This window comes from Rhizobium centroccidentale (assembly GCF_030182565.1).
Classification (GTDB): Bacteria; Pseudomonadota; Alphaproteobacteria; order Rhizobiales; family Rhizobiaceae; genus Rhizobium.
Window position 1 is genome coordinate 43,751 of the sequence record NZ_JAQJCG010000023.1, and the last position, 18,784, is coordinate 62,534.

Genomic DNA, 18,784 nt, shown 5'->3' on the forward strand with positions numbered 1-18,784 from the left:
AGCTTACTCGGCGGCGTGCGCGGCGGCCGTCGGGCTGTCGAATTTCTTCGCCGCACTTGGAAGCTGCACGTTCTTCAGCGTCAGCGCCGTCAGCAGGCCGATGAGACAGATGCCGGCGGCGGTCATGAACAGCGGGCTGAAGGCGCTCGCATAGGCATTGGCGACGGCCTCGCGGGTCGCCTCGGGCAACGCGGCCATCATCTTCGGAGTCAGCTGCTCGATGTCGGATATGCCTGATATGGAGACGCCGACATTGCCGAGCTTGGCGGCGATGATGGCGCCATAGACGGAAATGGCGATGGAGGCGCCGCCCATGCGCGACAGTGTGACGGCACCCGTCGCCGCGCCGACGTCACGCGCTGCGGCTGCATTCTGTACGCCGATGACGGGCACCTGCTGGGCAAGGCCGATGCCGACGCCGTGCAGCAGCATCAGGCCGCCAATGAGGGCGATGGGCGTGCCGGCATGGACGAAGGCGAGTGAAGCGAATGCGATTGTGCTGCAGGCAGCACTTGCGACGGCGAAGGGCTTGTAGCGGCCCCTTGCGGCGATCAGCCGGCCGGCCGATAGCGAACCGCAGACGATGCCGCCGGTCAGGAGAATGAACAGCAGCCCAGCCATGGAGGGCGAAAGGCCCGTCGTCGTCTGCAGGAAGAGCGCGAAATAATTCACCATGCCGATGGCCACGGCACCGCTGGTGATCGAGAGGATCAGCAGAAGGCCGAATGTCGGATTGCGGAACAGCGTCATCGGCACGATGGGCTCGGGTGCGCGGCGCTCGATGAAGACCCAGGCGATGGCGCAGATTACCCCGAAGGCGATAATACCGAGGCATTGCGGCGAGAGCAGCGACCCGAAGAGTTCGCTTCCGTCAGCAGCAAGCACGATGCTTGTCGTCGTCAGGGCAAGGAGGATGGCGCCGGCATAATCGATCTTCGGACGGCGGGCCGGCTTGCGGTAGGGCAGCATGAAGGCGAGGCCGGTAAGCACGATGAAGCCGATCGGCACGTTGACGAGGAAGATCGAACGCCAGCCGAAGAGATCGCTCATCGTGCCGCCGAGAACGGGGCCGATGGCGCCCGACGCCATCAGCACGAGGCTCGAATAGCTCTGGTAGCGTGCGCGCTCGCGCGGCTCGAAGAGATCGGCGTTCACGGCGAAGATCGAGACCATGATACCGCCGCCGCCGAAGCCTTGAAGGACGCGGGCGGCGATCAGCGTATCCATCGAGACGGCAAGGCCGCAGACGGCGGAGCCGATCGTGAAGATCGCGATCGCCGTCATCATCACATATTTGCGGCCGAAGAGATCGCCGAGCTTGCCGTAGACGGGCATGACGGCGGAGAGCGAGAGAAGATAGGCCGATCCGATCCAGCCGAAGCGCTCCAGATGTCTGAACTCGCCGACGATCGTCGGCAGTGCCGTAGAGACGATCTGGTTGTCGAGCGTTGCCATGAACATGGCAGTCATCAGAAACAGGAAGAGTATGAGCCGCCGTTTATGATCCGCCACGAGCGGCGCGAAAGTTGTCTGCATGTCCATGGGGCAGGAAATCCGAGCTTGGCCGAAACGCTGCGCGGTCGATCGAATGCGCGGGACGCCCCGGTTTTCATAGTTTATATATGTGTGCCAATAGCATATAATTGTCAATGACAGGTGAATGCTGTTTGCATGTTTTATTTGTTTTCTGCCTCTGATATGGTGGAAAGATGACATCTGCGACCAATACACGTGAAGTTGAAGCCTCGGAGCTGACCGAAGACGAGAATCTCCTGCGCATCGGCCATGCGATGACGCGCATGCGTCTGCTGACGGGCCGCCGCATGATCGGCAGGCTTGCCATCCAGAGCGTGGCACCGGGCCTCGAGCTTTCGCATCTCGACGTGCTCGATGTCGTGAGGCGGGCAGAGGCGACGGGCGAAGTCACCGTCGGCACGATTGCCGAGATGCTGCGGATCGATCCGTCCCGGGCAAGCCGCATCGTGGCCGACATGGTGACGCGCGGCGTCCTGCGCCGCAAGGCATCGCAGGCGGATGCTCGGCGTATCGTGGTGGTGCTCACCGCGCTGGGTCAAAGATTGCTGTCGGAGATCCAGGCGCAGAAATTCTCCGTCATCGGCAGCATCTTCGCCGACTGGACGCAGGAGGAGATCGAGAGCTTCTCGCTGCTGTTCGATCGCTATGTCAGCGGCTACGAGCAGGTTTTCCAAGCGCGCATCAAGGAAACGGACGACTGAGCGGTCGGCGCGGTTGTTCTTGAGCATGGCGCTCTTCCCTAGAGATACGACTTTGCGCTATGGGCTTGCCTCATGAGCCAGTCCACCACCTTCACTATTCTGCTTGGCGGCGAGCTTCGTTTGACCGAGCGGCTGCGCGATGCCGTTTCCGGCAGCCGTTTCATCGCGGCCGATGGCGGCATGCGCCATGCGATCACGCTTGGTGTGAAGCCTGAGCTGTGGGTCGGCGATTTCGATTCCACGCCTGCGGATTTGCAAGCCGCCTTTCCCAAGGTGCCCAAGCAGCCGTATCCGGCGGCGAAGGCTGCGACGGACGGAGAAATTGCCGTCTCGGAAGCGATCGATCGCGGCGCCACGAGACTGATCCTGGCGGGTGCCATGGGCGGCGAACGCTCCGACCATGCGATCCAGCACCTGCTTTACGGCGTGCATCTGGCCGAAAAGGGCCTCGATATCTTGCTGACCTCCGGTGACGAGGAGGCGGTGCCGCTTCCGCCGGGCGATCTCACGCTGGCGCTACCATCAGGCTCGCTGTTTTCAGTTCTCGGTTTCAGCGATCTGACGGGCTTGTTCATCGACAATGCCCGCTATCCCTTGCGCGATTTTCATTTGCCCTTCGGCGCGTCGCGCACCATTTCCAATGTAGCGGAAGGCGACGTGCGCTTTTCGCTCGGCAGCGGCAGGGCGATCGTTCTTGCCCGCCCTTATGACCTTTCCGGAGTCTGATCTTGGCCCCTCCCATTCTGAAACTCGACGACATCTTCCTGAGCTTCGGCGGTGCGCCCTTGCTCGCCGGTGCCGGCCTGCAGGTGGAGCCGGGCGACAAGATCTGCCTTGTCGGACGCAATGGTTCCGGCAAATCGACGCTGCTGAAGATCGCTGCCGGTCTCGTCGAAGCGCAATCGGGCGAAGTGTTCCGCCATCCGTCATCGACCGTGCGCTATCTCGAGCAGGCACCTGATTTCGCCGGGTACAAGACGGTGGCGGCTTATGCCGAGGCTGGCCTTGGGCCTGGTGACGATCCCTATCGCGTCACCTACCTCCTCTCGCATCTCGGCCTGACCGGGGAGGAGGATCCGAAGAACCTCTCCGGCGGTGAGGCGCGCCGTGCGGCTCTTGCGCGCGTTCTGGCGCCCGAACCGGATATCCTGCTGCTCGACGAGCCGACGAACCATCTGGACCTGCCGACCATCGAATGGCTGGAAGGCGAGCTGCAGAAGAGCCGCAGCGCGCTCGTGCTGATCTCGCACGACCGTCGTTTCCTCGAAAAGGTTTCGACTGCGACCGTCTGGCTCGATCGCGGCACTTCGCGCCGGCTGGACAGAGGATTTGCTCATTTCGAGGCCTGGCGCGATCAGGTGCTCGAGGCGGAAGAGCTGGAGCAGCATAAGCTCGGCAAGCAGATCGAACGCGAAGAGCATTGGCTGCGCTACGGCGTGACGGCGCGGCGCAAGCGCAACATGCGCCGCCTCGGCGAGCTACAGGACATGCGTTCGCGCTATCGCGGTCACAAAGGCGCTTTGGGCACGGTACAGGCGGCGGCTTCCGATGCTCAGGAAAGCGGCAAGCTGGTGATCGAGGCGGACAGGATCACCAAGACCTATGGCGATCGGCCGATCGTTGCGCCTTTTTCGATCCGCGTGCATCGTGGCGATTGCATCGGTCTCGTCGGTCCGAACGGCGCCGGCAAGACGACGCTTCTGAAGATGCTGACCGGGCAGCTGGAGCCGGACAGTGGCACGGTGAAGCTCGGCACCAATCTGGAGATCGCGACACTCGACCAGAAGCGCGAAGAGCTGAACCCTGAAGATACGCTCGCCAACTATCTGACCGACGGTCGCGGCGAGAACCTTCTCGTCAATGGCGAGCAACGGCATGTGACAGGCTACATGAAGGAATTCCTCTTCCAGCCGGAGCAGGCGCGCACACCGATCAAGAACCTTTCCGGCGGCGAGCGCGCGCGGCTGATGCTGGCGCGCATCCTGTCGCGGCCGACCAATCTTCTGATCCTCGACGAACCGACGAACGATCTCGATATCGAGACGCTCGACCTGCTGCAGGAAATCGTCTCCAGTTTTGCCGGCACGGTCATCCTCGTCAGCCACGATCGTGATTTTCTCGACCGTACCGTGACCTCGACGATCGCGCCCGCCGATGCCGAAGATCCTGATGGCCGCTGGATCGAATATGCCGGCGGCTATTCCGACATGCTCGCCCAGCGCAAGGGAGCGATCGAGGAGCGGAAACGGGCTGAAAAGGCGGCCGAAAAGCCGAAATCGACCGAAACTTCGGCGCCGGCTTCCGAGGCTTCGAAGGGTAAAGGCAAGCTTTCCTACAAGCAGAAATTTGCGCTCGAAAACCTGCCGAAGGAAATGGCGAAGGCGGAAGCCGAGATTGCCGCCCGCGAAAAGAAAATGGCCGATCCGAACCTCTTTTCCAAGGATGCCGTAACGTTCAACCGTCTTGCTGCGGAGATGGAAAAGCTGCGCGAAAGCCTGATCAAGATGGAAGAGGAATGGCTGGAGCTTGAAATGCTGCGCGAGGAGCTGGAGGGCTGAGGCTTATATCGGCTCATCCTATGCGCGTCTTCACTATGCAGTAAAAACAATCGGTTGCGCTCGATCGCGGCCGGTTCATTCCCTGTTGTCGAATCCGATAAACCGTTTATACATTAACGCATGCTGCCGGACGACGCGCCGGTTGATACCCCCGGGCCGACGTGGCCCGTGGCGCATGTTGGGGAAGTCCGAAGCGACCTGATTGGATTGCGCCTGATGGCGACAGGTTCTTCGTGGAAAGTTGCAGGCAAATTTCGTGAGCGCTTACCGCGATGACGGCGCTTGATGCCGCATGCGGTTTTTCGAGGGGGGCTTCATGCCGATGCTGCCGCGTGCCGTTTTGTTCAGCTGTGTTCTTGCCGTTTTCTCGGGCGCCCAGGCGCTGGCGCAGGGTGCGCCGCCGGCCCCGCCTGTGACGGTCGCCAAGCCTGTCGTTCGCGATGTCGTCGACAGCGACGAGTTCATCGGGCGCTTCCAGGCGGTCGATGAAGTTTCCGTGCGCTCGCGGGTGGGCGGCTACCTGCAGGAAGTGCATTTCAAGGATGGCGCTATCGTCAAGCAGGGCGACCTGCTTTTCGTCATCGATCAGCGGCCCTTTGTCACCGCGCTGAACGAATCGACGGCCTCGCTGGAAGTCGCCAAGTCGTCCCTGACGCTCGCCGATGCGCAATTCAAGCGCGCACAATCGCTGTCGACAACGGGCAGCCAGTCGGCGTCGACCCTCGACGACCGCCGCCGCGATCTCGTTTCCGCCGAGGCGAATGTGCGCGGCGCACAGGCCGCTGTCGATCGCGCCAATCTCGACATGGATTTCACCAAGATTACTGCACCGCTCAGCGGCCGCATCGACCGGCGCCTGATCTCGGTCGGCAACTTGGTGCAGGCCGATCAGACCGTGCTGACGACCATTGTGTCGCTCGACCCTATCGACTTCTATTTCGATGTCGATGAACGGCGGCTGCTCTCCTATGCCGACGAGGCTCGCAAGAATGGTAGCGCTCTGCAGCAGGGTGGAGGCGGGCTCGATGTGACCGTGACCATCGCCGATTCCCGCCAGAAGCCGTTCAAAGGCAAGCTCGATTTCGCCGAAAACCGCGTCGACAACGAAACCGGCACGATCCGCGTCCGCGCCAGGTTCCCGAACCCCGATCTCATCCTGCAGCCCGGCTTGTTCGGACGCGTTCAGGTGCAAGGCTCGAACAGTTATAAGGCAATCCTCGTTCCCGACGAAGCTATCGGTTCGGATCAAAACCAACGCGTCGTCTATGTCGCCGATACCGCCGGCAATATCACGCCGAAGCCGGTGCGCCTCGGGCCGAAGCTCTACGGCTACCGCGTCATCCGTGACGGCATGACCGGCGACGAGACGATCGTCGTCAATGGGCTGATGCGCATCCGGCCCGGCGCCAAGGTGACGCCGCAGCTGATCGAGCTGCCGCAGCAGGCGACGAATGACGAGCCGCCGGCTCAGGCCGATGCACAGGGGACGAGCCAATGAGGTTTTCCCACTTCTTCGTCGATCGGCCGATCTTTGCATCGGTCCTATCCATCGTGCTGCTGATCGTCGGCGGCATCGCCTATTTCCAGTTGCCGGTAGCGCAATATCCTGAGGTCGCGCCTCCCACCATCGTCATTCGCACCTCCTATCCCGGCGCCGACGCACAGACCATCGCCGATACGGTGGCGACGCCGATCGAACAAGAGGTCAACGGCGTCGAGGACATGCTCTACATGTCCTCATATTCCAGCGCCGACGGCTCCATGTCGCTGACGGTTACGTTCAAGCTCGGCACCGATCTCGACAAGGCGCAGGTGCTGGTGCAGAACCGCGTCGCCATTGCTGAGCCGCGACTGCCCGACGACGTCCGCCGCATCGGCATTACGACAGTCAAGAGCTCGCCCGACCTGATGATGGTCGTGCATCTTCTCTCGCCGAACAACCGCTACGATCAGCTCTATATTTCCAACTATGCGCGTACGCGCATCCGCGACATTCTCGTCCGCCTGGATGGTGTCGGCGACGTGCAGCTCTTCGGCGAACGGCAATATTCGCTGCGCATATGGCTCGATCCGGAAAAGCTCGCGGCCTACGGCATGACCGCCGGCGATATCGTGCAGGCGCTGCGGGATCAGAACGTGCAGGTGTCGGGCGGCGCGATCGGCGGGCCGCCGGTTTCGGGCACCAACGCCTTCCAATACACCGTCACGACCCAGGGGCGTTTTTCCGACGCGCGGCAATTCCGCTACGTCATCGTCAAGGCGACCGGCAACGGTCGTCTCGTGCAGTTGCAAGATGTCGCACGCATCGAGCTCGGCGCTCAGGATTACGTCACCAACAGCTATCTGAACGGCAGTCCGGCGGTGGCGCTCGGCGTCTTCGCGCGGCCCGGCACCAATGCGCTCGCCGCCGCCGCCGATATCCAGAAGACCATGGAGGACTTGTCGCAGGATTTCCCGCAAGGGCTGGAATACCGCATCATCTACAACCCTACGGAGTTCATCGCCGAGTCGATCCACGAGGTCTACAAGACGATCTTCGAGGCGGCAGTTCTCGTCGCCATCGTCGTGCTGGTTTTCCTGCAATCCTGGCGAACCGCGATCATTCCGATTGTCGCAATCCCCGTTTCGCTGATCGGCACTTTCGCCTTCCTGCTCGCCTTCGGCTTCTCGCTGAACATGCTGACACTGTTCGGCCTGGTGCTCGCCATCGGTATCGTCGTCGACGATGCGATCGTGGTGGTGGAGAATGTCGAGCGCAACCTCGCACTCGGCATGACGCCGAAAGAGGCGTCACATGTGACCATGAACGAGGTCGGTACGGCCGTGCTCGCAATCTCGCTGGTGCTGATTGCAGTCTTCGTGCCGACAGCCTTCATCCCCGGCATTTCCGGGCAATTCTACCGGCAGTTCGCGGTCACGATCTCGGTCGCGACGGCGATCTCCTGCCTGAACTCGCTGACGCTCTCACCGGCGATCGCCGCGATCGTGCTGCGCCCGCACAGCCACGAGAAATCCAACAATATCTTCGCGCGGTTCGGCCGTGCCTTGGGTGATGGGTTCAACCGGGGTTTCGAGCGAATGAGCCAGGGATATTCCTGGATCGTCCGCCATCTCGTGACGACGTGGGCAGCGCTCGCCTGCGCGCTTCTCGTCTTTGCCGGTCTACTCGCCGGCACATGGTACATGGGCCGGATCGTGCCGCAGGGTTTCGTGCCGACAATGGACCAGGGCTATGCCATCGTCGTCGTCCAATTGCCTGACGGGGCTTCGCTCGCGCGCACCAATGCCGTCATCCAGAAGGCGACCGATATCATCAGCAAGACGCCTGGTATTGCCAATGCCGTCGCCTTTGCCGGCTTCAACGGCGCGACCTTTACGAACGCCTCGAATTCCGGCGTCATCTTCACGCCGTTCAAGCCATTCGAGGAGCGATTGAAGAGCGGCGACACCGCCACCAAGATCATCGGCCAGCTCTTCGGCAGCCTGCAGGGCATCCAGGAGGCCTTCATCATCGCCATTCCGCCGCCCTCGATCCGAGGCATCGGCAATTCGGGCGGTTTCAAGATGCAGATCATGGACCGGGAAAACGCTGACATGCGCCGTATCCTGCCTCTCGCCTACCAGATGATGGGCGTCGCGGCGCAGAACAAGGGCGTCAGCGGCGTCTTCACCACCTTCTCCGCCAACAGCCCGCAATATTTCCTGGCGATCGATCGTGACAAGGCGCGGGCGCTCAACGTGCCGATCCCGAATATCTTCGAGACCCTCTCGATCAACCTCGGCACGTCCTATGTCAACGACTTCAATGCCTTCGGCCGCGTCTACCAGGTGCGGGCGCAGGCTGATCAGCAATATCGTATGGACCGGGAGGATATTCTGGCACTGAAGGTGCGCTCGGCGACCGGAGCGCTCGTGCCGCTCGGCACGCTGGTCGATATCCGGGATACGACCGGGCCGACGCTCGTCCAGCGCTACAACATGTATGTCTCGGTCCCCCTCCAGGGCAATCCGGGGCCGGGCGTCTCCACCGGCTCGGCCCTCGATATCATGGAGGGGCTGGCGAAGAACCTCCTGCCTTCGGGCACGACCTTCGAATGGACGGAGCTTGCCTATCAGGAAAAGCATACCGGCAATACGGCGATCTATATTTTCGCCCTGTCGGTCATCTTCGTCTTCCTGGCGCTGTCTGCGCAGTATGAAAGCTGGGTTCTGCCGCTTGCGATCATCCTCATCGTGCCGTTGGCGGTTCTGGCGGCATTGATCGGCGTGTATCTGCGAGGGATGGACAACAACATCCTGACACAGATCGGCTTGATCGTGCTGATCGGTCTTGCGGCCAAGAACGCGATCCTGATCGTGGAGTTTGCCCGACAGGCGCAGCTTGAAGGAAAAAGCGCCGTCGAAGCGGCGATTCAGGCGAGCCATCTGCGTCTGCGCCCGATCCTGATGACCGCCTTTGCCTTCATCTTCGGCGTCGTGCCGCTGATGATCGCCACAGGCCCGGGCGCGGAAATGCGCCAGTCTCTCGGCACGGCCGTCTTCTCCGGCATGCTGGGGGTGACGCTGTTCGGCCTGTTCCTGACGCCGGTCTTCTACGTCGTCCTGCGCCGGCGGCGCAAGCAGGCGGAGACCGCGCAGGAGCCTTCGGCGGCCGACGCAGCGCAATGATCTCTAATGGAGTGGCCGAGCGTTTCACGGGAATCGCTCGGCCGTTCTATCTGATTGTTTTCACGCAGTTCCAGATGGGAAATGGCTAGGCGTCTTCCGCAGATGCCTTAAAGATGCGGGTTGCGCGGCCGGTATTTCTTGACCAGTTGCTGGTTGGTTTCCTTGGCGCCCGGCATGTTGGCGCTGAGGTAGACGGGCGGATTTCCATCCTTGCAGAGTTCGGCAGCGACATCGGCGAAGATGGCGTTCAGGACCGTCGTACCGACGGCTGTCGAAGCCGGCCCGACCTTCAGCTCCGTGCCCGGCAGATCGATCATGGCATCGCCCGGCGGCAGGCCGTTGTCCAGCACGATATCGGCGATATCGGCAAGTCTCCGGCGTCCATTGGCGATGGCGGCCGAATAGGCGAGCGATGTGATGGCGATGACCGTCGCGCCGATTTCTCGACCATAATCGGCGGCCTCGATCGGCGCGGCGTTGACGCCGGAATTGGAGGCGATGACCAGCACGTCGCCCGGCTGCATGCCGTAGCGCTCGAAGACCGGGCGGATAAGGCCTTCGGTTCGCTCATAGACAGAGCTGATGACGGCGCCTTCATGCAGCATGGCAGAGCCCACCAGCACAGGGATAGTGAAGGCGAGGCCGCCGGCGCGATAATGCACCTCTTCCGCCAGCATATGCGAGTGGCCGGTACCGAAGACATAGACGCGGCGGTCGGCGCGCGCGGCGGCACAGATGGCAGCTGAAGCCTTGGACATGGGCCTAGCCAGCGTTTCGCGCAGGGTTTCCAGCCGACCGATGAGAGCGGAGAAATAGCTGTCCGTGACTGCGCTCATGTCGAGCCTCCTTATATGCTGTGTCAGGCCGAAGGTTGACCCGAGATCCAGGTTTCGGTGACTTCGATGCCGTCGTTGATGTGAACAAGATCGGCGCGCATTCCCGGCGTCAGGTGGCCGCGATCGGCAAGCCGCAGGAAGCGGGCGGGATAGGAGGTCGCCATGCGCAGGGCCTCGGCCAGCGGCAGCTCGAGAATATTGACGCCATAGCGGATGGTGGAGGCCATATCGACATCGGAGCCAGCCAGCGTGCCGTCGTCGAGCGTCAGCTTGGAGCAATAGCCGCCCTTGGTGCGATAGACCGTGCGGCCGTTCAGCGTGAAGCTCGGAAGATCGGTGCCGACCAGCGACATGGCGTCGGTGACGAAGAACAGCCGGCCTTCGCCGCGTTTCGCGCGCAGTGCAACCCTGAGCGCCGTCGGCTCGACGTGATGACCATCGGCGATGATGCCGCACCAGGGGGCGGGATGGTCGATCGCTGCACCGACGAGACCGGGCGCACGATGGCCCATCTGGCTCATGGCATTGAAAAGGTGGGTAACGCCGCGGGCGCCGGCATCGAAGCGTGCATCGGCGGCTTCAGCCGTACAATCGCTATGGCCGATACTGACGATGACGCCGCCTTCGGCGAGCGCCTGCACCTGCCGCTCCGTCACCTGCTCTGCCGCCATGGTGACCAGCAGCGTGCCGATCGCCTCTCGGGCGCGGATGAAAGACTTGACGTCGCTGTCTTCGACCGGACGCATCAGTTCGGCCAGATGCGCACCCTTGCGGGCCGGCGCCAGATGCGGGCCTTCCAGATGCAGGCCGGCGACGCCGCGATTGGCTTTTACGGCTTCGATGGCCGCTTCGATCGCGGCCGTCGTTGCGGCTGCGACATCGGTGATGAGCGTCGGTAGCAGCGACGTCGTGCCGTAGGGGCGATGCCCTTCGGCGATCATGTACATGGAGGCGGGCGAGGGCTCGTCGTTCAGCATGCGGCCGCTGCCGCCGTTGACCTGCGCATCGATGAAGCCGGGAGAGAGGACGCCGCCTTTCAGCTGAATGGTTTCAGCATTATCGGGCACATCGTTAATGCCGGTGATGGCATGGATGCGGCCATTGCCGATTACCAATGCGCTATCCTCGTGAAACCGATCGCCATCGAAGATGCGGGCTCCGGTAAAGACCTTGTAGTCCATCACATGGTCTCCGTTACCTTGAGGAGATTAGCCGGCTTGTCCGGATCGAAACCCTTGCGGCGCGTCACCGACTCGATGAGACGATAGTAGCACAGCAGCGACACCAGCGGATCGAGCAGGCCGTTGCCTGTCGTCGGCATGCGCAGGTTGATGCCGGCAAGCGGCGCGGTCGAGAAGGAAACGGCGGTGGCGCCGAGCTTCTGCAGGCGCTCGAGCGCCTGGGCATTGTTGGCGAAAGCGGCGTCGTCGGGTGAGAAGGCGACGATCGGGAAGCCCGGCTGCACGAGGCGCATCGGGCCGTGCATCAGTTCGGCGAGCGAAAAGGCTTCGGCATGAAGCCCGGCGGTTTCCTTGGCCTTCAGCGCTGCTTCCAGCGCGATGGCGAAAGCCGGGCCGCGGCCGCCGGTATAGAGCGAGGAGGCGTCGAAGAGCACATCTTCGGCGATACTGCCGTCGATGCCCGAGGTTGCAGCAAGCGCCTCCGGCAACTTGGTAAGGCCAGTGATCAACGCCTTGTCTTGAGACACCGCAGCCGTGACACCGGCAAGAGCCGCAACCGAGGCGATGAAGGATTTTGTCGCGGCGACGCTCTGTTCCTTGCCGGCGTTGAGGCCGAGCACGATGTCGGCTTCCTTGGCAAGCGGACTGTCGGTGACGTTGACGACGGCGATCGTGGTGGCGCCGCCCTTCTTGGCGGCGGCCTGCATGGCGATGATATCGGGGCTGCCGCCGGACTGCGAGACGGTGAAATGGATACCGCCCTTCAGATGCAGCGGCGCGCCATAGACGGAGGCGATCGACGGGCCGACAGAAGCGACCGGAATGCCGCAGGAGATTTCGAACAGATATTTGAAGAAGGTGGCGGCGTGGTCGGACGAGCCACGCGCGGCCGTCGTGATCAGCGACGGACGACCGGCCGAGAAGAGCTTCGCGATCTCGGCAAAGGCAGGCTTTTCCTTTTCAAGTAGCGTCGCAACCACCTCGGGCGATTGGCCGGCTTCCGTCAGCATCAGGGATTGGGTCTCGCTCATAGGTCATCTCCAATTCTCAATTCAGCAACAAAATCATAGGCATCGCCGCGATAGTGCGAGCGGGTATATTCAACGACGCGCTGGTCGGCCAGGCGGGAGACGCGCTCGATCAGAAGTGCGGGCGCTCCGGCCTTGACGGTCAGGATCGATGCGGAGGTCGGGTCGAGCGTCACGGCGGTCAGCCTTTGCTGGGCGCGTACGGGCTTGAAGCCTTTGGCGGCCAGCGCATCGTAAAGCGACCCTTCGGATATGGCGTCTTCGCCAAGAAACTTGATTGGAACGACGGCGCGCTCGATGGCGAGCGGCTGGCCGTCCGCCAGACGCAGTCGGTCGAGGCGCAGCACGGGTTCGTCGAGCCCGAGGCCGAGCAGGAAGGATTCTTCCGGCGCCGGGGCGCTGACGGTGCGTGACAGGATGCGGGCCGCCGGTTCGCGACCGCGCGAGCGCATGTCGGCGGAGAAGGAGGAGAGGCGCCAGAGCGGCTGCTCGATGCGCTCGACATGCTGCGAAACGAAGGTGCCGCTGCCATGACGGGATTCGATGACGCCCGAGGCAAGAAGATCGCGATAGGCGGTTCTCACCGTGACGCGGCCGATCTGCAGGGCACTGGCGAGATCGCGCTCGCCCGGAAGTGCCGTGCCTGGTTTCAGCAGGCCCTCCTGGATCAGGCCGGTCAGCGCCTGTGCCAGGCGCTTGTACAGCGGCCCGCTTCCGGTCCCGTCGCTGAGGCCGCGATTGTTCAATTCGGCGATCAAACTGGTTCTATCCATGGCTGCCATATAGAACCTATTTAGAACCAATTCACAAGATGAATCTGTCTCCAGGCAAAAAAGAATCGGCCGGGCGCTTTTGGACGCCCGGCCGATTTTTCAAGCGAGCAGGCATCCTCGACCTAGTTTTTGGTGAAGATGTAGTCCGTTTCCTGCCGCAATACCTCGCCCGGGCGGAGTACGGCATTGGGGAAGCCTTCGTGGTTGATGGCGTCGGGCCAGACCTGCGTTTCCAGGCAGAAGCCGGCGAACGGGCCGATCTTGCGGCCGTCATGGCCGGGAACCGGCACATCCAGCTTGAAACCGGTATAGAACTGCACGCCGGGCTCGGTGGTGCGGACCTCAAGCGATACGCCGGAATTGACGCTGCGGGCAAGGACGACGGATCGCTTGGCGGTGCGCTCGGTCGAGAGGCAGAAATTGTGGTCGTAAAGCGCCTGCTCGCTTCCTTCGAAGCGTTTCATCGGCGCCATCTCGCGGAAATCGAAGACGGTGCCTTCGACGGAACGGATCTCACCCGTCGGCACCTGCTTGTCATCCGTCGGTGTGTAATGGTCGGCGGCGATCATGATATCGTGGCCGAGGGCATCGTCGCGGCCGTCGAGGTTGAAATAGGCATGCTGGCAGACATTGGCGAGGGTTGGCTGATCGGTGGTCGATTCATAGGCGACGGAAAGCTCGCCATTGCCATGCACGCGATAGGTCGCCTGGATCGTGCAGTTGCCAGGATAGCCGGCGCGGCCGTCGGGATCGACGATCTTGAGGACGACACGGTCGGTATCGTGCTCGACGATGGTCCAGTTGCGCTTGGCGATATTGTCTTTGCCGCCGTGCAGGTGGGTGACGCCCTTTTCGTTGAGCTCCAGCTGATATTGCATGCCGTCAAGTGTGAAGCGGCCGGCGCCGATGCGGTTGGCGCAGCGGCCGGGCGTGGCGCCGAAATAGGAGGAATGGGCAGGATAATCGGCAAAATCGTCGAAACCGAGCAGAAGCGAGGGCTCGTGGCCTTCAAGGCGAAGATCCTGAATGACTGCGCCCCACGACATGATATGGGCCGTCAGGCCGCCACCGACGATCTTGACGCGATAGACGGTCTCTCCATCGGCCGTTGTCCCAAAATGTTCCCGCTGCAAAGTGCTTTCCGTCATATCAGCTCATCCATTGCTTTTGAGTATGCGAGGCCAGACCCTGCCTCCATTCGCGCGGTTCCGCAACCGATTCCCTGGCGAAATTTAGGCGCGGGTGGAAAGGAAGCAAGGTCTGATTAGGCTTTGTCCATCGCTAGTAGACTGACACGTTATACTGTGAATGTGAGGCGCATAAGAAAGGCGGTCGATTTCGTCCTGATCCGTCCGGCTTGTCGTGAAGAGAGTTGGTCGTCCGTCTGCTGAAAAGCGTGCGAATTAATTGGTTCGACCCATCCGCTTTTTCGGCCTCCATGATCACCATCAACCTGTCGCCGCGAACGGCGAGAAGGATATAGAACGCCTTTTGACTGTATTTTTCCACATAGGAGCTCCAGCGTCCCATACCTGCCGCGTAGCTGGCGTTTCCATAACTGCTCGTTTCCGCAGTAGCGCTCCAGCCATTGCTGGTGCTGATCCTCATAAACCTGCCCTGCCTGATTATTCCGATGCGGCACTTTTCACCGACGCTGGCGTTGAAGTCGATCTGTTCCCATTGTCCGGAGAAGCCCCCTTCTTCGGATCTTGCCTGCTGCGAAACGAGCAAAATGGTTGCGGTGAAGAGAAGAAATTTCACAGCGTAGCGCACGCACATCTCCACCGATTTCCCCGAGGATGCGGGAGGTATCTGTCGCCCTTCTCTTTCTACAAATGGTTGTGGTTACTTGGTGGCGCCGCGACGGGGAAATGCTGAACATTCAGCGCGACAATTCCCGCGTCGCCTTTTCCAGCCCGCCGAGCGTCAGCGGATACATGCGGTCGTTCATCAAGCGGCGGATGATGGAGATGGAGGTCGTATGGCCCCAATAGCTTTCCGGCACGGGGTTGATCCAGATACACTTTCGGAAATGGCCTGTCATTCGGGCGAGCCAAGTCTCGCCAGCCTCCTTGTTCCAGTGCTCCACCGAGCCGCCCGCTTGAGTGATCTCGTAGGGGCTCATGGATGCGTCGCCGACGAAGATGACGCGGTAGTCGGGGCCGAAGGTGCGGATCAGATCCATCGTTGCCGTGATATCGACGCGCCGGCGGCGATTGTCCTTCCAGACGCCCTCGTAGAGGCAATTATGGAAGTAGAAATACTCCATGTGGCGAAACTCCGCGCGGGCGGCGGAGAAGAGTTCTTCCACGACGCGGATGTGATCGTCCATCGAGCCGCCGACATCGAAGAACATCAGCAGCTTGACGGCGTTGCGGCGCTCCGGCCGCGTCTGAACATCGAGATAACCATGTTCGGCGGTGGAACGGATCGTGCCGGAGAGATCCAGTTCCTCGGCTGCCCCCTCGCGCACCCAACGGCGAAGACGCTTCAGCGCTACCTTGATGTTGCGGGTGCCGAGCTCGACGCCGTCGTCGAGATTCCTGAAGTCGCGACGATCCCAGACTTTGACGGCACGGCGATATCGCGAGGTTTCCTGGCCGATGCGCACGCCTTCCGGATTGTAGCCATAGGCGCCGAAGGGTGAGGTGCCTGCCGTGCCGATCCATTTCGAGCCGCCCTGGTGCCTGCCCTTCTGTTCCGCCAGCCGTTCGCGCAACGTCTCCATCAGCCTGTCGAAGCCGCCGAGTGCCTCGATCTCTTTTCTTTCCTCTTCGGTCAGATGCCGTTCGGCAAGCTTGCGCAGCCACTCGTCAGGAATGGCGGAAGGCTCCACTGCTTCTCCCTCGGCATTGCCGGCAATCGCCTCGAAGCCACGAAAGTAATCGGCGAAGACCTGGTCGAAACGGTCGATGAAGCGCTCGTCCTTGATCAGCGTCGCGCGGGCCAGATAGTAGAAGGCCTCGACATCGTAATCGGCAATCCCTTCTTCCATTCCCTCAAGCAGCGAGAGGAACTCCCGGAGCGTCACCGGAACCTTCGCTTCCTTGAGTTTCAGGAAGAAGGGAATGAACAAGCCTCAAGTCCTTTCCTGGCCGATCTCCTCCAGATCATACGGCGTGGTCTGGTAGATCTCGTTGATCCAGTTGCCGAAGAACAGATGCGCGTGGCTGCGCCACCGGTTCTGCGGGGGAATTTCCGGGTCGTTATGCGGGAAGTAGTTGTGCGGCATCTTGATCGGCACGCCGGCATTCACATCGCGGAAATACTCATCCGCCAGCGACGTGGAATCATACTCCACATGATTGAACATGTAGAGCCTGTTGCAAGTCCGCTCGTGCACGAGGCAGACGCCCATCTCGCTCGAATCCATCAGGATCTGCAGGCCAGGCACCTTTTCGATGTCGGCGCGGCGCACTTCGGTCCAGCGCGAAACCGGAATGGCGAAATCGTCGGAGAAGCCGTTGAGATAGACCGAGGAGGGCTTCAGGTTCTGGTGGCGATAGACGCCGAAGGCCTTTTCCTTCAGCGTATATTTCGGCACATTGTGGAAGTGATAGACGGCCGCCATCGCGCCCCAGCAGACGTTCATCGTCGAGTGGACGTTGGTCGCCGTCCAGTCGAAGATCTCCTGCATTTCCTTCCAATAGGTGACGTCTTCATATTCCAGCAGCTCGATCGGGGCGCCCGTGATGATGAAGCCGTCGAACTTGCGGTGCTTCACCTCTTCCCAGGTCTCGTAGAAAGCAAGCAGATGCTCTTCGGAGGTGTTCTTGGCCTTGTGTGCGCCGATGCGCACCAGCGAAAATTCCACCTGCAGCGGCGATGCGCCGACCAGGCGCGCCATCTGGATCTCGGTCTTGATCTTGTTTGGCATGAGGTTGAGAAGCCCGATCTGAAGAGGGCGGATATCCTGACGGAACGCCACCGTTTCAGTCATCACCCGCACACCCTCATTCTGGAGGGTTTCAAACGCGGGGAGCGTATCGGGAATCTTGATGGGCATTGTTTCACTCGCCAAATACAAAAAAACCGGCCGCGATAAGAATCGCTACCGGTCCGCACGCGGCCCTTTAGCGACTTATTTAACGTGGCTGCAAGCCGGCCGGCCAAATCACCACGAGGGAAATTCAATAGACCTGTCATCTCGGCGGGTCAATGGGCAGGCGTCGGGGAAATTCCGGGGCTGAACTCGGAGGCGCGATGTGGCCTACAGATATTTAAGGAGGGCTTCCATGCCGTAACCGAGGCGATGCCTGGCAGCCTCGATCGGTAGCCAGAAGAAGCGGAAGCCGATCGGGTCGCCACCGTCGAAAGGCGTCATTTCGTAGTGGAGCCAAGTGGCAGGCGCTCGTTCCGAGATACAGCAGCGGAAATAGTGCCGCTGGTGATAGTAATCGCGGCCGTTCTTTTCGAAACGGTAGTCGTGGACACCAAGCGGATAAAGTTCGTGTGGCGCAAAACCGGTCTCCTCCTCGAATTCGCGCGCTGCGGCCGCCGCAATGTCCTCACCAGCTTCGACCGTGCCGCCAGGAACCTGGAGCTGGACAGCGGGAAAATCCGGTTCGTCGAAGACAAGCAGATGCCCATCCCGAACGGCATAGATCAGGACCTTGACGGCATCGGGTCGCATTATCGTCCCTGTCCTCGCGCCATGAAGGCCAGCCGTTCGAAAAGGTGCACATCCTGCTCGTTCTTCAGCAGTGCGCCATGCAGTTTCGGCAAAACGCCCTTTGCATCCGCGCGCAGCGTTTCGGGATCGATGTCGTCTGCGACCAGCAGGCGGATCCAGTCGAGCGCTTCGGAGGTCGATGGCTTCTTCTTCAGGCCCGGCACGTCGCGGATTTCGAAGAATTGCGTCAGTGCCGCATGGACGAGCGTCTGCTTGATGCCAGGATAATGCACCTCGACGATGCGTTTCAGCGTCTCCATGTCGGGAAAACGGATATAGTGGAAGAAACAGCGGCGCAGGAAGGCGTCCGGCAGTTCCTTCTCGTTGTTCGAGGTGATGATGACGATCGGGCGGACGGCGGCCCGGATCGTCTCGCCGCTCTCGTAGACGTGGAACTCCATGCGGTCGAGTTCCTGCAGGAGATCGTTCGGAAATTCGATATCGGCCTTGTCGATCTCGTCGATCAGCAGCACGCATTTCGTCGGCGAAGTGAAGGCCTGCCAGAGCTTGCCCTGGCGGATATAGTTCCTGACATCGTGAACTCTGATGTCGCCGAGCTGACTGTCGCGCAGGCGCGAAACGGCATCATATTCGTAGAGACCCTGCTGAGCCCTCGTCGTCGATTTGACATTCCATTCGATCAGTTCGAAGCCGAGAGCGGCGGCCACCTGGCGTGCAAGTTCGGTCTTGCCCGTACCGGGCTCGCCCTTTACCAAAAGCGGGCGCTCCAGCCTTATAGCGGCATTGACGGCGACCATCAGATCCTTGTCGGCGATATAGTCGGCGGTTCCCTGAAATTGCATCGGAAGGCTTTCTCAATCTTTCGAGTGC

At 61.3% G+C, this 18,784-nt stretch carries 16 protein-coding genes and 1 riboswitch; of the genes, 5 read left to right on the forward strand and 11 right to left on the reverse strand.

The features are described from left to right. Positions 1-3 precede the first annotated feature (3 nt). The gene (locus PH562_RS24735) at positions 4-1,542 is read right to left on the reverse strand and encodes an MDR family MFS transporter (RefSeq protein WP_285176354.1); all 1,539 of its coding nucleotides are present in this window, start codon (positions 1,540-1,542) and stop codon (positions 4-6) included. Positions 1,543-1,709: 167 nt separating this feature from the next. Here PH562_RS24735 and PH562_RS24740 point away from each other — a divergent pair, with 167 nt between their 5' ends. The 5 genes from PH562_RS24740 to PH562_RS24760 all read left to right on the forward strand — a co-directional run bounded on the left by PH562_RS24740 (position 1,710) and on the right by PH562_RS24760 (position 9,463). After that, a complete protein-coding gene (locus tag PH562_RS24740) occupies positions 1,710-2,237 on the forward strand; it encodes a MarR family winged helix-turn-helix transcriptional regulator (RefSeq protein WP_167078080.1) in 528 nt (175 codons plus the stop codon). A 72-nt stretch (positions 2,238-2,309) separates the two neighbouring features. Continuing rightward, positions 2,310-2,963, forward strand: coding sequence for a thiamine diphosphokinase (locus PH562_RS24745; RefSeq protein WP_285176355.1), 654 nt, complete (start codon positions 2,310-2,312; stop codon positions 2,961-2,963). 2 nt (positions 2,964-2,965) lie between these two features. After that, positions 2,966-4,795 carry an ABC-F family ATP-binding cassette domain-containing protein gene (locus tag PH562_RS24750; protein ID WP_285176356.1) on the forward strand — a complete coding sequence of 610 codons (1,830 nt, stop codon included), beginning with the start codon at positions 2,966-2,968 and terminating at the stop codon, positions 4,793-4,795. Positions 4,796-5,117: 322 nt separating this feature from the next. Further along, positions 5,118-6,293, forward strand: a complete 1,176-nt coding sequence (locus tag PH562_RS24755; RefSeq protein ID WP_285176401.1) for an efflux RND transporter periplasmic adaptor subunit — start codon at positions 5,118-5,120, stop codon at positions 6,291-6,293. Further along, positions 6,290-9,463 (forward strand): efflux RND transporter permease subunit, encoded by a 3,174-nt coding sequence (locus PH562_RS24760; protein ID WP_285176357.1) that lies wholly within the window; start codon positions 6,290-6,292, stop codon positions 9,461-9,463. The genes PH562_RS24755 and PH562_RS24760 overlap by 4 nt, the downstream gene beginning before the upstream one ends. 107 nt (positions 9,464-9,570) lie before the next feature. Here PH562_RS24760 and PH562_RS24765 read toward each other — a convergent pair whose 3' ends face one another. From PH562_RS24765 to PH562_RS24810, 10 genes are all read right to left on the reverse strand, one after another. After that, entirely contained in the window at positions 9,571-10,299 is a 729-nt protein-coding gene (locus PH562_RS24765; RefSeq protein ID WP_285176358.1) for an SIS domain-containing protein, read from the reverse strand. Positions 10,300-10,322: 23 nt separating this feature from the next. Further along, a complete protein-coding gene (nagA, locus tag PH562_RS24770) occupies positions 10,323-11,480 on the reverse strand; it encodes an N-acetylglucosamine-6-phosphate deacetylase (protein WP_285176359.1) in 1,158 nt (385 codons plus the stop codon). Continuing rightward, positions 11,480-12,511, reverse strand: a complete 1,032-nt coding sequence (locus PH562_RS24775) for an SIS domain-containing protein (RefSeq protein ID WP_285176360.1) — start codon at positions 12,509-12,511, stop codon at positions 11,480-11,482. Before PH562_RS24775 ends, nagA begins: the two co-directional genes overlap by 1 nt. Further along, positions 12,508-13,281: a GntR family transcriptional regulator gene (locus PH562_RS24780; protein WP_285176361.1), complete on the reverse strand. Its 774-nt coding sequence runs from the start codon at positions 13,279-13,281 to the stop codon at positions 12,508-12,510. The genes PH562_RS24775 and PH562_RS24780 overlap by 4 nt, the downstream gene beginning before the upstream one ends. A gap of 122 nt (positions 13,282-13,403) precedes the next feature. Beyond that, positions 13,404-14,429 carry an aldose epimerase family protein gene (locus PH562_RS24785; protein ID WP_285176362.1) on the reverse strand — a complete coding sequence of 342 codons (1,026 nt, stop codon included), beginning with the start codon at positions 14,427-14,429 and terminating at the stop codon, positions 13,404-13,406. Between the two features lie 133 nt (positions 14,430-14,562). Beyond that, entirely contained in the window at positions 14,563-15,054 is a 492-nt protein-coding gene (locus PH562_RS24790; RefSeq protein WP_285176363.1) for a hypothetical protein, read from the reverse strand. A gap of 109 nt (positions 15,055-15,163) precedes the next feature. Next, entirely contained in the window at positions 15,164-16,357 is a 1,194-nt protein-coding gene (locus PH562_RS24795; protein WP_285176364.1) for a vWA domain-containing protein, read from the reverse strand. 3 nt (positions 16,358-16,360) lie between these two features. Next, entirely contained in the window at positions 16,361-17,287 is a 927-nt protein-coding gene (gene metA, locus PH562_RS24800; RefSeq protein WP_285176365.1) for a homoserine O-acetyltransferase MetA, read from the reverse strand. A gap of 47 nt (positions 17,288-17,334) precedes the next feature. Then, positions 17,335-17,412, reverse strand: a riboswitch (SAM riboswitch). Positions 17,413-17,491: 79 nt separating this feature from the next. Then, positions 17,492-17,914 carry an NUDIX domain-containing protein gene (locus PH562_RS24805; protein ID WP_285176366.1) on the reverse strand — a complete coding sequence of 141 codons (423 nt, stop codon included), beginning with the start codon at positions 17,912-17,914 and terminating at the stop codon, positions 17,492-17,494. Then, positions 17,914-18,756: an AAA family ATPase gene (locus tag PH562_RS24810; RefSeq protein WP_285176367.1), complete on the reverse strand. Its 843-nt coding sequence runs from the start codon at positions 18,754-18,756 to the stop codon at positions 17,914-17,916. Before PH562_RS24810 ends, PH562_RS24805 begins: the two co-directional genes overlap by 1 nt. Positions 18,757-18,784: the final 28 nt, after the last annotated feature.

Excerpts from the sequence above, each read along its gene's own strand:
- PH562_RS24735 (WP_285176354.1), bottom strand. The coding sequence starts at position 1,542 with ATGGACATGCAGACAACTTTCGCGCCGCTCGTGGCGGATCATAAACGG.
- PH562_RS24740 (WP_167078080.1), top strand. The coding sequence starts at position 1,710 with ATGACATCTGCGACCAATACACGTGAAGTTGAAGCCTCGGAGCTGACC.
- PH562_RS24745 (WP_285176355.1), top strand. The coding sequence starts at position 2,310 with ATGAGCCAGTCCACCACCTTCACTATTCTGCTTGGCGGCGAGCTTCGT.
- PH562_RS24755 (WP_285176401.1), top strand. The coding sequence starts at position 5,118 with ATGCTGCCGCGTGCCGTTTTGTTCAGCTGTGTTCTTGCCGTTTTCTCG.
- PH562_RS24760 (WP_285176357.1), top strand. The coding sequence starts at position 6,290 with ATGAGGTTTTCCCACTTCTTCGTCGATCGGCCGATCTTTGCATCGGTC.
- PH562_RS24765 (WP_285176358.1), bottom strand. The coding sequence starts at position 10,299 with ATGAGCGCAGTCACGGACAGCTATTTCTCCGCTCTCATCGGTCGGCTG.
- nagA (WP_285176359.1), bottom strand. The coding sequence starts at position 11,480 with ATGGACTACAAGGTCTTTACCGGAGCCCGCATCTTCGATGGCGATCGG.
- PH562_RS24775 (WP_285176360.1), bottom strand. The coding sequence starts at position 12,511 with ATGAGCGAGACCCAATCCCTGATGCTGACGGAAGCCGGCCAATCGCCC.
- PH562_RS24780 (WP_285176361.1), bottom strand. The coding sequence starts at position 13,281 with ATGGATAGAACCAGTTTGATCGCCGAATTGAACAATCGCGGCCTCAGC.
- PH562_RS24785 (WP_285176362.1), bottom strand. The coding sequence starts at position 14,429 with ATGACGGAAAGCACTTTGCAGCGGGAACATTTTGGGACAACGGCCGAT.
- metA (WP_285176365.1), bottom strand. The coding sequence starts at position 17,287 with ATGCCCATCAAGATTCCCGATACGCTCCCCGCGTTTGAAACCCTCCAG.
- PH562_RS24805 (WP_285176366.1), bottom strand. The coding sequence starts at position 17,914 with ATGCGACCCGATGCCGTCAAGGTCCTGATCTATGCCGTTCGGGATGGG.
- PH562_RS24810 (WP_285176367.1), bottom strand. The coding sequence starts at position 18,756 with ATGCAATTTCAGGGAACCGCCGACTATATCGCCGACAAGGATCTGATG.